Origin of the sequence: Microbacterium sp. BWT-B31 (assembly GCF_041379855.1) — a bacterium.
Taxonomy (GTDB): Bacteria; Actinomycetota; Actinomycetes; order Actinomycetales; family Microbacteriaceae; genus Microbacterium.
This window is the reverse complement of the sequence record NZ_JBFECU010000001.1, coordinates 553,291-565,525: the sequence shown is the minus strand read 5'-3', so window position 1 is coordinate 565,525 and position 12,235 is coordinate 553,291. Positions and strand designations below refer to the sequence as shown.

11 protein-coding genes are annotated in these 12,235 nt (G+C 71.9%); 8 read left to right on the top strand and 3 right to left on the bottom strand.

What is annotated here, in order from left to right; all coding sequences use genetic code 11:
- Nucleotides 1-21 precede the first annotated feature (21 nt).
- Nucleotides 22-870, top strand: coding sequence for an exodeoxyribonuclease III (locus tag AB1K54_RS02430; RefSeq protein ID WP_371201099.1), 849 nt, complete (start codon nucleotides 22-24; stop codon nucleotides 868-870).
- A 64-nt stretch (nucleotides 871-934) separates the two neighbouring features.
- Nucleotides 935-1,945: a tryptophan--tRNA ligase gene (gene trpS, locus AB1K54_RS02425; RefSeq protein WP_371201098.1), complete on the top strand. Its 1,011-nt coding sequence runs from the start codon at nucleotides 935-937 to the stop codon at nucleotides 1,943-1,945.
- A 206-nt stretch (nucleotides 1,946-2,151) separates the two neighbouring features.
- Here trpS and AB1K54_RS02420 read toward each other — a convergent pair whose 3' ends face one another.
- Complete coding sequence (locus AB1K54_RS02420; protein WP_371201097.1) at nucleotides 2,152-2,892, bottom strand: hypothetical protein; 741 nt, start codon at nucleotides 2,890-2,892, stop codon at nucleotides 2,152-2,154.
- A gap of 401 nt (nucleotides 2,893-3,293) precedes the next feature.
- On the opposite strand from AB1K54_RS02420, the gene AB1K54_RS02415 reads away from it, so the two are divergent.
- Nucleotides 3,294-3,878, top strand: a complete 585-nt coding sequence (locus AB1K54_RS02415; protein WP_371201096.1) for a GNAT family N-acetyltransferase — start codon at nucleotides 3,294-3,296, stop codon at nucleotides 3,876-3,878.
- Between the two features lie 58 nt (nucleotides 3,879-3,936).
- Nucleotides 3,937-4,869, top strand: a complete 933-nt coding sequence (locus tag AB1K54_RS02410) for an Fpg/Nei family DNA glycosylase (protein ID WP_371201095.1) — start codon at nucleotides 3,937-3,939, stop codon at nucleotides 4,867-4,869.
- Between the two features lie 59 nt (nucleotides 4,870-4,928).
- On the opposite strand, the gene glpK is transcribed toward AB1K54_RS02410, so the two are convergent.
- Together glpK and AB1K54_RS02400 are read right to left on the bottom strand one after the other, a co-directional pair.
- Entirely contained in the window at nucleotides 4,929-6,461 is a 1,533-nt protein-coding gene (gene glpK, locus AB1K54_RS02405) for a glycerol kinase GlpK (protein WP_371201094.1), read from the bottom strand.
- Between the two features lie 114 nt (nucleotides 6,462-6,575).
- Complete coding sequence (locus AB1K54_RS02400; RefSeq protein ID WP_371201093.1) at nucleotides 6,576-8,297, bottom strand: FAD-dependent oxidoreductase; 1,722 nt, start codon at nucleotides 8,295-8,297, stop codon at nucleotides 6,576-6,578.
- Between the two features lie 380 nt (nucleotides 8,298-8,677).
- Here AB1K54_RS02400 and ribD point away from each other — a divergent pair, with 380 nt between their 5' ends.
- Genes ribD through ribH form a run of 4 tightly spaced genes read left to right on the top strand, consistent with a single transcriptional unit; the run spans nucleotide 8,678 to nucleotide 12,157 of the window.
- The gene (gene ribD, locus AB1K54_RS02395) at nucleotides 8,678-9,757 is read left to right on the top strand and encodes a bifunctional diaminohydroxyphosphoribosylaminopyrimidine deaminase/5-amino-6-(5-phosphoribosylamino)uracil reductase RibD (protein WP_371201092.1); all 1,080 of its coding nucleotides are present in this window, start codon (nucleotides 8,678-8,680) and stop codon (nucleotides 9,755-9,757) included.
- Nucleotides 9,757-10,407: a riboflavin synthase gene (locus AB1K54_RS02390; RefSeq protein WP_371201091.1), complete on the top strand. Its 651-nt coding sequence runs from the start codon at nucleotides 9,757-9,759 to the stop codon at nucleotides 10,405-10,407. The genes ribD and AB1K54_RS02390 overlap by 1 nt, the downstream gene beginning before the upstream one ends.
- On the top strand, nucleotides 10,404-11,687 hold the full coding sequence (gene ribA / locus AB1K54_RS02385; RefSeq protein ID WP_371201090.1) for a GTP cyclohydrolase II: 1,284 nt from the start codon (nucleotides 10,404-10,406) through the stop codon (nucleotides 11,685-11,687). The genes AB1K54_RS02390 and ribA overlap by 4 nt, the downstream gene beginning before the upstream one ends.
- The gene (gene ribH / locus AB1K54_RS02380) at nucleotides 11,684-12,157 is read left to right on the top strand and encodes a 6,7-dimethyl-8-ribityllumazine synthase (RefSeq protein WP_371201089.1); all 474 of its coding nucleotides are present in this window, start codon (nucleotides 11,684-11,686) and stop codon (nucleotides 12,155-12,157) included. Before ribA ends, ribH begins: the two co-directional genes overlap by 4 nt.
- The last annotated feature ends 78 nt before the right edge of the window (nucleotides 12,158-12,235 follow it).

Below are 12,235 nucleotides of genomic sequence, written 5' to 3'. Positions count from 1 at the left end.
GCCATCGCTAGGCTGGCACGCATGCCTCGCCGCGTACGCATCGCCTCTGTCAACGTCAACGGCATCCGTGCAGCGACCCGCAAGGGCATGCTCGCGTGGCTCGACGAGGCCGAGGTCGACGTGATGGCCCTGCAAGAGGTGCGCGCCACCGCCGACGAACTCGCGGCGGTGCTGCCGGGGTGGCAGCTCGTCAACGACGAGGCGCTGTCCAAGGGCCGGGCCGGGGTGGCGATCGCCAGCCGCGAGGCTGCGATCGACGTGCGCACGGCCCTGAGCCCCGAGCCGCTCGACTCGCACGGACGCTGGATCGAGGCCGACTTCGAGACCGGCGGAGAGCGCGTCACGATCGTTTCGGCGTATGTCCACACGGGCGAGGCCGACACGCCCCGGCAGGATGCGAAGTGGGCCTTCCTCGACGCCATGGAGAAGCGGATGCCTCTGCTCGAGGCATCCAATCCGCTCGCGCTCATCATGGGCGACCTCAACGTCGGGCATCGTGAGCTCGACATCCGCAACTGGAAGGGCAACGTCAAGAAGGCGGGGTTCCTGCCCCGCGAGCGGGCGTACTTCGACCGGTTCCTCGGTTCCGCCGGCACCGCGGTGCAGGCCGTCGACGGCACCACCGGCACCGGCCTCGGCTGGGTCGACGTCGGTCGCCGGTTCGCGGGCGAGGTCGACGGGCCCTACACCTGGTGGTCCATGCGCGGCCGCGCGTTCGACAACGACACCGGGTGGCGCATCGATTACCACCTCGCCACGCCCGCGCTCGCCGAGCGGGCGAGCAACTACCGCGTCGTGCGGGCGCCCTCGTGGGACACCCGGTGGAGCGACCACGCTCCCGTCGTCGCGGACTACAGCCTGGGTCGCTGACTGCTCAAGCCCCGCAAGCGGCGGCGGGTCGGGGCATCCGTCGCCGGTGAATAGGATTGGTCAGGTGACCAGACCGCGCCTCTATTCCGGAATGCAGCCCTCGGCCGACTCGCTTCAGGTCGGCAACTACATCGGGGCCCTGCTGCAGTGGCGCGATCTGCAGGAGTCGTACTCGGCGTTCTTCTCGGTCGTCGACCTGCACGCCCTCACCCAGCCGAACGACCCGGCTGAGCTTCGCGAGAAGACCCGCCGCACCGCCGCGCAGTACATCGCGGCGGGAATCGAGCCGTCGAAGTCCACCCTCTACGTGCAGTCCCACGTGCCCGCGCACGCCGAGCTCGCCTGGATCCTCTCGACGATCACGGGCTTCGGCGAGGCCGGACGCATGACCCAGTTCAAAGACAAGTCGCAGCGCTACGGTGCCGACGCCACCTCGGTCGGGCTCTTCACCTACCCGGTGCTGATGGCCGCCGACATCCTGCTCTATCAGACCGACATCGTGCCGGTCGGCGACGACCAGAAGCAGCACGTCGAACTCACACGCGACCTCGCCGAGCGGTTCAACTCGCGCTATGGCCAGACCTTCCGCGTGCCGATGCCGGTGATCCAGCAGGAGACCGCGCGCATCTACGACCTGCAGAACCCGACGGCGAAGATGTCGAAGTCCGCCGAGTCGGATGCGGGCGTGCTGTGGCTGCTCGACGAGCCGTCGAAGTCCGCGAAGAAGGTCATGCGGGCCGTCACCGACAGTGAGGGCTCGGTGCGCTACGACCGCGAGAACAAGCCCGGCGTCTCGAACCTGCTCGTGATCTACGCAGCCCTCACCGGCCGGCAGATCCCGGCGATCGAGGACGAGTACGCCGGTCGCGGCTACGGCGACTTCAAGAAGGGCCTCGCCGAGGTCGTGGTCTCGGAGTTCGGCCCCGTGCGCTCTCGTGCGCTGGAACTGCTCGACGACCCGGCTGAGCTCGACCGGGTGCTGGCCGTGAACGCCGGCCGCGCCGCCGAGGTCGCCGACCGCACGCTCGCCGACGTGTACGAGAAGGTCGGGCTGCTGCGCCGCGTGCGGTTGTAGTCCCCGGCTCCCCCGCCCCACCCCGTCCCGTCCCACCCGTCCCGTCCCACCCCACCCGTCCCGTCCCGCCCCACCCGTCCCGTCCCACCCGTCCCGCGTGGGGCGCGCACAACGCAGGAACTGCGCGCGTGGCCGCGCCGAGAACGACCGAATCGGCTCGCATTCGACGTTGAATCCTGCGTTGTGCGCGGCAGCCTGACGCGTGGTCATCGCAGAGCGAGAAGCCCCCGGATGGCCGCGACCAGGTCCTCGGGTCGGGTGAAGATCATGGTCGCCGTCGGTCGGATGCAGACCATGCCGAGGGCTGCCAGGGCGAGGTCGCGCGCGCGGTCGCGCTCCTGGATCTCCCAGCCGGAGTGGAACTGCCGGCTGTCGCACTCCACGACGATCCACCCGTCGATCACGAGGTCGACGCGCCCCACGCCAGGAATCTCGCGCTGCACCTCGACGCGGCATCCGAGTGAGCGTGCGATCAAACGGGCGAGCGTCTCGGAACCCGCCTCTGCCCGTCCATCGAGGTGCGCGCGAAGCCTGCCGAACCTCTTGGGCAGGAGGTCGAACAGCGCGTCCAGGTCCCGCGCGTCGATCAGCTTGCGGTTGAGAGCGCTGTCGATCGAAGCGACCAGCGCGCGCGGCGGCTGGCACAAGGCCGAATGGGCGAGCGCTTCGACGACGGGAACCGTGTGGAGGTCTGCGGGCAGGTCCAGCATCCGCCAATGGACGACCGTTCGATCGTGTGCACGATGCAGCCGGTGTCGGCGCGATCCGGGCGAGCGCAGGCGTCCGTCGTGGTGTTCCACCTGCACGTGCGTCGATCCGCTGCTCAGCACGAACACTCCGTGCTCCCGCAACGCCGACAGGCAGTCCAATCGGCCGCCCACCCGCTGCGCCCGCACGACGGCGTCGCTGACGCTGGCCGACACATAGACATCGCGACGCGCACGCACGATGGTCCCCTCGCGCAGTGCCCTCTCGATTCCTCGGCGCGATGCCCCTTGCGCCCGAAGCCACCGGTAGCTGACGGTGCGGGAGCGGGGAATCCCGTGCTCGTCCACGACATGATCCACAACCGACAGCGTCCGCCCTCCCCGAGCGTGTCGGCCCCTTGCAGCCGCGATCTGTGCACTCACCTCGTTCTCCGCGCTCCTGTGGAGGACAGGTCGCGCACCGCGTCACCGGTGCACAACGCAGGAATCGGGGTGCGGTGGGGGTCGGCGAGGCCCACGCGACCTGATCCGAAACCCGAGGTTCCTGCGTTGTGCGCGGGTCGGGGGCGGGTGGGGCGGGGCGGGGCGGGACGGGCGGGGCGGGGCGGGACGGGCGGGGCGGGGCGGGCTAGGGTGACGGGATGGAGCCCGTGGTCCTGCGCACCGAGAGACTCGAGCTGTCGATCCCGAGCGAAGCCGACATCGACCCGATGTTCGAGGCGTGCCAGGATCGAGCGATCCAGCGGTACACGACCGTCCCGTCGCCCTACCTGCGTGAGCACGCCGAGTCGTTCGTCGCCCAGATCCCGAAGGACTGGGAGGCCGGGAACAACCTGACGTGGGGCATCCACGAGGGCGGGCATCTGGTGGGCACCATCGGCCTCTACCGCATCGACGGGCGCGGCGCGGGCGAGATCGGCTACTGGATCGCGCCGTGGGCGCGCCGCCGCGGCGTGCTGAGCGAGGCGGCGGACGCCGTGATCACGTGGGGGTTCGCGGCCGACGGCTGCGGCCTGGCACGGATCGAGTGGCGTGCCGTCGTCGGCAACGCCGGGTCGGCGCGCGCGGCGCGGGCGCTGGGGTTCCGATACGAGGGGATGCTGCGCCAGGCGCTCTGGAACGCGAACGCACCCCGCGACGACGGGTGGGTCGCGGGGCTTCTCGCCGGCGACGACCGCACGCCGCAGCCGTGGCCCGTGCTCGACACCGTCGACGAGGCGGTGTGACCCCACACCCCGGACGAGCACACGAGCAGGCGTCAGCGGCCCGTGGCAGGATGACCACATGCCCGAGATGCCCGAGGTTCAGGGGCTCGTGGACTTCCTCCGCGAGCGGGTGACCGGCCTGCGCGTGGAGCGGGCGACGATCGCGAACATCGCGGCGCTGAAGACGTACGACCCGCCGATCGAGTCGTTGAAGGGCGCCGAGATCACGGGGGTCGCCCGCCACGGCAAATTCGTCGACCTCGCGACGGCGGGCTCCGCACCGGCCGGCTCCGCACCGGCCGACTCCGCACCGGCCGGCCCCGCACCGGCCGATGCCGCCTCCGGCCCGCATCTGGTGTTCCATCTCGCCAAGGCCGGATGGCTGCGATGGTACGACCGGCTGCCGCAGACGATCATCCGCCCCGGCAAGACCCCGATCGCATTGCGGGTCGCGCTGTCGGACGGGTCGGGGTTCGACCTGACCGAGGCCGGCACGAAGAAGTCGCTCGCCGTCTACGTCGTGCGGGGCCCCGCCGAGGTTGCGGGGATCGCCCGTCTCGGGCCCGATCCCCTCGACCCGGGGTTCGACCGCGATGTCTTCGCAGGTCTCATCGCCGGTCGGCGCACGCAGATCAAGGGTGTGCTGCGCGACCAGTCGATCATCGCGGGGGTCGGCAACGCGTACTCCGACGAGATCCTGCACGCGGCGAAGATGTCGCCGTACGCGTTGGCCGCGAGCCTCACCGACGAGGAGGTCGACCGGCTCCACGCCGCGATGACCGCGACGCTCGCCGAGGCGGTGGCCGAGGCATCCGGAAAGCCGCCCGCAGAGCTCAAGGACGCCAAGCGCCGCGGCATGCAGGTGCACGGCCGACGCGGCGAGACCTGCCCGGTGTGCGGCGACACGGTGCGGAGCGTGTTCTTCGCCGACAACTCGCTCGAGTACTGCGCGACGTGCCAGACCGGCGGCAAGATCCTCGCCGACCGGCGGCTGTCTCGGCTGCTGAAGTGATCTCGATACGCCGCGGCTGACGCCGCGGCACTCGATCCGCGGGACGGGCCGCCCGGCGATCAGCTCCCGACGGGCCCGGCCAGCACGTCGTCGTCGACCCAGTCGAGCGCCTTCGACACGGCCTTCTTCCACAACCGATAGCGTCGCTCGCGCTCTTCGGCCGGCATCTGCGGCTCGAAGCGCACGTCCTCGCGCCAGTGCGTGCGCAGCTCGTCGCGGTCGCGCCACACCCCGGTCGCGAGTCCGGCCGCGTACGCGGCGCCGAGCGCGGTCGTCTCGACCACCTTCGGCCGCACGACGGGAACGCCCAGGATGTCGGCCTGGAACTGCATGGCCAGCGCGTCGCGGGTCATCCCGCCGTCGACGCGCAGCTCGTGCAGCGCGCGCCCGGTGTCGGCCACGACGGCCTCGATGACGTCCCGCGTCTGCAGACCCGTGGACTCCAGCGCGGCGCGGGCGATATGCGCCTTGTTGACGTAGCGGGTCATGCCCACCAGCGCTCCGCGCGCATCCGGACGCCAGTAGGGCGCGAACAGCCCCGAGAAGGCGGGCACGAAGTAGGCGCCGCCGTTGTCGGCGACCGACGCCGCGAGCGTCTCGATGTCTTCGGAGCGCTGGATGATCCCGAGGTTGTCGCGCAACCACTGCACCAGCGACCCGGTCACCGCGATCGACCCCTCCAGCGCGTACCGCGCCGACTCGCCGGCGCACCGGTACGCGACGGTCGTGATGAGGCCGCTCGCCGAGCGCACGATCTCGGTGCCGGTGTTCACCAGCAGGAAGTTGCCCGTGCCGTACGTGTTCTTCGACTCGCCGGGGTCGAACGCGGCCTGTCCGAAGGTGGCCGCCTGCTGGTCGCCGAGAATGCCCGCGATCGGCACGCCGTGCAGGGCGTCGGGCAGCTGCGCCTCGCCGACCACCTCGGACGACGAGCGGATCTCGGGCATCATCGCCCGCGGGATGCCCCACACCTCGAGCAGCTCGTCGGACCACTCGAGGGTGCGCAGATCCATGAGCAGCGTGCGCGAGGCGTTCGTGACGTCGGTGACGTGGATGCCGCCGCGCGCGCCGCCGGTCAGGTTCCACACGACCCACGTGTCGGTGGTGCCGAACAGCAGGTCGCCCGCCTCGGCCGCAGCCCGCGCCCCCGGCACGCTGTCGAGGATCCATGCGACCTTCGACGCCGAGAAGTAGGTCGCCAGGGGAAGGCCGGTGGTCTCGGCGAACCGGTCGATCCCGCCGTCGCGCGCGAGCGCGTCGATCGCCGGCTGCGTGCGGGTGTCCTGCCACACCAGGGCGTTGTGCACGGGGCGGCCGGATCGGCGATCCCATACGATCGCGGTCTCGCGCTGATTGGTCACACCGACGGCCGCGACATCGGATGCCGTCGCCCCGGCGCGGGCCAGGGCCGCGGCGATCACCCACTCGGTGTTGGTCCAGATCTCCACCGGATCATGCTCGACGAACCCCGCGTGCGGGAAGATCTGCTCGTGCTCGCGCTGTGCGTTCGACACGATCGCTCCGGCTGCGTCGAACACGATCGCCCGTGTGGAGGTCGTTCCCTGGTCGATCGCCAGCACGTGATCCGCCATCGTTGTCCTCGCCCCCTCGCGTTACCCGGTGGCCAGGCTATCGCTCCCCGCCGCAGGAGCGATCGCGATGCGAGCCGCGGGTTCCCGGCTGTCGTCCCGTCTGGCCGCGCTCGCTCAACGACCCTCTTGCCCTGCGCCCGCCGGTCGCCACGAGGGGTCGGCGGCGTGCACCGCCGCGATGGCGCGCTCGATCTCGGCGGCGCGGGTGGCGGCATCCCACCCCAGCGTCTCTGCCACCGCGTCGGCGATCTCGGACGCGGCCGCTTCTGCACCGCCCGTGAAGGCGAGGCTGGTTCGCCGCAGCAGCAGGTCGTCGAGGTGCACGACGTGCTCGGTGCGGGCGAGGTGCCGCAGCTCGCCGGTGGAGTAGGCGGGCGCCGTCGCGAGCGGCGCGTCGTCGGGGTCGGCAGCCACCGCGGCGATCACCTCGGCCGCGACCGTGCCGTAGCGGTCGAGCAGCACGGCCGCTCTCGTGAACTCGAGGCCCGCGTCGTGTTCGGCCAGCCACGCGCGACGCGCCCGCTCCGTCATCGGGAACCCGCGGCCCCCGCCGATCGCAACCCCGCGCGTCGATCGCCGGCGAGGAACGGCGAGCGCGTCGAGCACGCGGTCGGCGACGTGCGCGGCCGACGCGCGGAAGGTCGTCCACTTGCCGCCGACGAGGCTCAGGACGACCGCTCCCGTCGGCCCGCCCAGCGATCCGCGCTCGATCCGGTAGTCGCGCGACACGAACCCGGGGGCGAGGTCGCCGTGACCGGGCAGCGGACGCACCCCCGCGAAGCGGTAGACGATGCGCGAGCGGTCGACGGCGACCGCCGGTAGCACCTGGCGGATCAGGTCGAAGAAGTAGTCGACCTCTTCCTCGGTGCACACGATCGGGTCCGACATGTCGTGCTCGAGGTCGGTCGTGCCGACGAGCACACGGCCCTTGAGGGGGTAGATGAGCACGATGCGCCCGTCGCTGTGCTCGAAGAACAGCTCTCGGCCACCGGTCGCGGCCAGCAGCTGCGGGTCGTCGAGCACGATGTGCGAGCCCTTCGTGCCGCCCATGAACCGGGTCGGCTCGCCGAGGGCCGCGCCGGTGAGGTCGGTCCAGGGGCCTGACGCGTTGACGATGACGGATGCCGCGAACGCGGTCTGTTCGCCGGACTCCGCATCGCGCAGCACGACGCGACCGCCGCGCACGCCCACCGCCTCGACGTAGTTGGCCGCCCTCGCCCACGCGCCTGCTTCGAGCGCGTCGCGCAGCACGTCCAGAGCGAGCCGTTCGGGATCGTGCAGCGAGGCGTCCCAGTAGGTCGCGGTGTAGCGGATGTCGGGGTTCAGCTGCGGGAGGTCCCGCAGCGAGCGCCGACGCCCGTCGAAGCTGTGCCGCGGCACCCTGCCGCCGCCCCGCGAGAACGAGTCGTAGATCACGAGCCCGACCTTGATGAGCAGGGCACCGCGTTCGCGCCGCTTGCCTCTGCCGTGGAGGAGGAAGCGGAGGGGGGCGGACAAGACCCCCGAGAAGGTCGAGAAGATCGGGATCGTCGTCTGCAGCGGACGCACGTAGTGCGGGGCGAGCCGCAGCAGGGCGTTGCGCTCGGTGACCGCCTCGGCGACGAGCCGGAACTCGCCGTTCTCGAGGTAGCGGATGCCGCCGTGGATCATGTGACTCGACGCGGCCGAGGCCCCGCCGGCGAAGTCGGCGCGCTCCACGAGCGCGACGTCGACGCCCTGCATCGCGAGGTCCCGCAGGATCGCGAGCCCGTTGATGCCGCCCCCGATGATCAGCACGTCCGCGTAGGGGCGCTCGGCGAGCGCCTCGAACCGTGCGGGCCCTGGTGGCTGCGGCATCCGTCGCCCTTTCTCTCCCTTTTGTCCAGGCTAGGCCCGTGAGAATCCACCTGGCCGCCGAGAATGCGGCGATCCCCCGAGGTCTCGACGGCCGATGGATTCTCGCGGCGAGGCTGCCGGGCGGAATGAATCCGCCGACGCAGCGTTTGAGTACAATCGAGAGCATCTACGTGCTCCGGGGTCGGTGAGAATCCGAACCGGCGGTGACAGTCCGCGAACCGAAGCCCTCACGGGCCGAGGCTGATCCGGTGCAATTCCGGAACCGACGGTGATGCGACGCGAAGCGTCGCTAGTCCGGATGGGAGGCAGCACGAGCGACGTCGCCGACGTCGCGGCCACGCCTTCCCGCCGGAGCCCGCGATCGATACGAAGGATCGGGCATGACGGTGGCAGCGGCGGAGCGCGACGCGATGCGTCTGGCGCTCGAGCTCTCGCGGCGCGGACCGCGGGGCCTGAATCCCCAGGTGGGCGCGGTCATGCTCTCGCCCGCGGGTGATGTGCTCGCCGAGGGCTGGCATCGCGGCGCCGGCACCGCCCACGCCGAGGTCGACGCGCTGTCGAAGCTGGCACCGGGTGCCGCACGCGGCGCCACCGCGATCGTCACCCTCGAACCGTGCAATCACACCGGGCGCACCGGCCCGTGCGCCGAGGCGCTGATCCGGGCGGGCGTCGCGCGCGTGGTGTACGCGGTCGACGATCCCGGTCCGATGTCGGCCGGCGGGGCGCGTCGCCTGCGCGAGGCGGGCGTCGAGGTCGAGGCGGGAGTGCTCGCCGAGGACGGCGAGGAACTGCTGCACGACTGGCTCACGGTGCAGCGGCTGGGCCGGCCCCACGTGAGCGTGAAGTGGGCGCAGTCCCTCGACGGCCGAGGCGCCGCCCCCGACGGCACCAGCCAGTGGATCACCGGCCCCGCCGCCCGGGCGGACGTGCACGAGCGCCGGTCCCGCGCGGACGCGATCGTGATCGGCACCGGCACGCTCCTGGCCGACGATCCCGCCCTCACCGCGCGCCGCCCGGACGGCACCCTCTACGACCGCCAGCCGCGGCCGGTCGTGCTGGGGGCGCGTGCGATCCCCGACGATGCGGCCGTGCTGCGCCATCCGCTTCCCGTCCTGCACCGCGACGGCGCGAACCTCTTCGGCGAGCACCCCGGCACCAAGCACGCCGGGTCGCTTCTGGCCGAGCTTCGCGGGCTCGGCGTGCAGCGCGTGTTCGTCGAGGGCGGCCCCACCATCGCGTCCGCGTTCGTGCGGGCGGGCCTGGCAGACGAGCTGCTCACCTACCTCGCCCCCACGCTCATCGGCTCGGGGCCCGGCGGCGCGGACCACCCCGCGCTGCGCGCGCTCGGCGTCGAGACGATCGCCGAGCAGAAGCGCCTGCGGCTGGTCGCCGTCGAGCGCCTGGGCGAGGACCTGCTGATCATCTCGCGTCCCGGCGACGCGACCGAAGGAGGCCACTGATGTTCACCGGAATCGTCGAAGAGGTCGGCGAAGTGACCGCGGTAGAGGCCTCGGGCGACGGCGTGCGGCTCACGCTGCGGGCGCCGAAGGCGGTGACGGATGCCGCGCACGGCGACTCGATCTCGGTCTCGGGCGTGTGCCTCACGGTCATCGACCAGGGCACGGACTGGTTCGCCGCCGACGTCATGAGGCAGACCCTCGACATGTCGACCCTCGCGGCGGCCGCACCCGGCGCCCCGGTGAACCTGGAGCGCGCGATGGCCGCGCACGGACGCCTGGGAGGTCACATCGTGCAGGGCCACATCGACGGCACCGGTGAGGTGCTCGAGGTGCGTCCCGGCGACCAGTGGCGGGTGCTTCGCATCGGCCTGCCGCCCGCCCTGGCCCCCCTCGTGGTCGACAAGGGCTCGATCGCGGTGGACGGCGTCTCGCTGACCGTGAGCGCGGCCAGTCCCGCAGGCGACGCCGAGCAGTGGTTCGAGGTGTCGCTCATCCCCGAGACCCTTACGGCCACCACGCTCGGCGCGCTCGCGCCCGGCTCCCGCGTCAACCTCGAGACCGACATCCTGGCGCGCCACGTGCAGCGCCTCCTCGCCTTCCCGCAGACCCCTCCGGCCCCCGCGGCCCCGAACGAAGGAGGCTCCCGATGAGCCTTTCCACCGTCCACGACGCCCTCGATGCGCTCCGTGCCGGACGCCCCGTCATCGTCGCCGACGACGAAGACCGTGAGAACGAGGGCGACATCATCATCTCGGCCGAGCTCGCCACCCCCGAGTGGCTCGCGTGGACGATCCGCTGGTCCAGCGGGTTCCTGTGCGCGCCGATGCCCGCCGAGTGGGCCGACCGGCTCGACCTGCCGCCGATGGTCGCGGTGAACCAGGACTCGCGCGGAACCGCGTACACGGTCAGCGTCGACGCCGCCGACCGCGAGTCGACCGGCATCAGCGCCTCGGACCGCGCGCACACCCTGAACGTGCTCGCCGACCCGACGTCGGGCCCGGACTCGGTCATCCGTCCCGGGCACATCATCCCGCTGCGCGCCGTCCCGGGCGGCGTGCGCGAGCGCGCCGGGCACACCGAGGCGGCCGTCGAGCTCATGCAGCTCGCGGGGCTCTCTCCTGTCGGCGCGATCGGCGAGGTCGTCGCCGAGGACGGCAGCATGATGCGCCTGGCGGGCCTCATCGAGATGGGCGAGCGCGAGGGGGTGCCGGTGATCACGATCGAGCAGCTCATCGCCCATCTCAACGGCGCGCAGCACGACCCGGCCGGGGCGGACCGCCACGCCGCGCACCGCCGCCGCGTGAGCCTGCGCGCCGAGGCGCGCGTGCCCACCTCTCACGGCGAGTTCCGCTTCCTCGCGTACAAGGACCGCGTCACCGGCACCGACCACCTCGCGGTGATCTCGGGCGGACTCGACGCCGACGCGCCGCTCGTGCGCGTGCACTCCGAGTGCCTCACCGGCGAGGCGTTCGACTCGCTCAAGTGCGAGTGCGGGCCCCAGCTGGATGCCGCCCTCGACGCGATCGAACAGGACGGCGGCATCGTCATCTACATGCGCGGGCACGAGGGGCGCGGCATCGGCCTCATCAACAAGCTGCGCGCGTACGCCCTGCAGGAGAACGGCCTGGACACCGTGGACGCGAACCTCGCGCTGGGCCTGCCCGCCGATGCGCGCGACTACGCCGCCGCGGCCGGCATCCTCGCCGACCTCGGCATCGAGCGGGTGCGACTGCTCACCAACAACACCGACAAGGTGACGCAGCTGCGCGATCTCGGACTCGACATCGTCGAGCAGGTGCCGCTGCTGGTCGGCGTCGGCCCGAACAACCACCAGTACCTCGCGACCAAGCGCGACCGCATGGGGCACCTGATCGACGAGGACGAACTGAGCGACGCGCTCGCCCAGATGAAGGAGAACGCCGGACGATGAGCGGCAAGGGAGCGCCGGTCATCGGCGGAACGGATGCCACGGGCCTTCAGATCGTGATCGTCGCCGGCACCTGGCACGAGGTCATCACCGATGGCCTCATCGCCGGCGCCGAGCGCACGCTCGAGGCATCCGGCGCCGACTACCGCCTCGTGCGGGTGCCGGGATCGTTCGAGCTGCCCGTCGTGGCCAAGGCCGCCCTCGACGCGGGGGCGGACGCCGTCGTGGCGCTCGGCGTGATCATCCGGGGCGGAACGCCGCACTTCGAGTACGTGTCGTCGGCGGCCACCGACGGGCTCACGCGGGTCGCGCTCGACACCGGCAAGCCCGTCGGCTTCGGCCTGCTGACCCTCGACGACGAGCAGCAGGGCCTCGACCGGGCCGGCCTCGACGGTTCGAAGGAGGACAAGGGCGCCGAGGCGGCGGATGCCGCCATCCGCACCGCGCTCGTGCTGCGGGAGCTGCGCGGCTGAGGTCGCTCCCCCGCGCCGCGCACTCCGGGTGAGGGCATCCTTGCTGGAATCGCCCGCCCCGCAGGCCTAGCGTGAGCG

Coding starts and splice junctions, on each gene's coding strand:
- AB1K54_RS02430 (WP_371201099.1), top strand. CDS start 22: ATGCCTCGCCGCGTACGCATCGCCTCTGTCAACGTCAACGGCATCCGT.
- AB1K54_RS02415 (WP_371201096.1), top strand. CDS start 3,294: ATGGAGCCCGTGGTCCTGCGCACCGAGAGACTCGAGCTGTCGATCCCG.
- AB1K54_RS02410 (WP_371201095.1), top strand. CDS start 3,937: ATGCCCGAGATGCCCGAGGTTCAGGGGCTCGTGGACTTCCTCCGCGAG.
- glpK (WP_371201094.1), bottom strand. CDS start 6,461: ATGGCGGATCACGTGCTGGCGATCGACCAGGGAACGACCTCCACACGG.
- AB1K54_RS02400 (WP_371201093.1), bottom strand. CDS start 8,297: ATGCCGCAGCCACCAGGGCCCGCACGGTTCGAGGCGCTCGCCGAGCGC.
- ribD (WP_371201092.1), top strand. CDS start 8,678: ATGACGGTGGCAGCGGCGGAGCGCGACGCGATGCGTCTGGCGCTCGAG.
- AB1K54_RS02390 (WP_371201091.1), top strand. CDS start 9,757: ATGTTCACCGGAATCGTCGAAGAGGTCGGCGAAGTGACCGCGGTAGAG.
- ribA (WP_371201090.1), top strand. CDS start 10,404: ATGAGCCTTTCCACCGTCCACGACGCCCTCGATGCGCTCCGTGCCGGA.
- ribH (WP_371201089.1), top strand. CDS start 11,684: ATGAGCGGCAAGGGAGCGCCGGTCATCGGCGGAACGGATGCCACGGGC.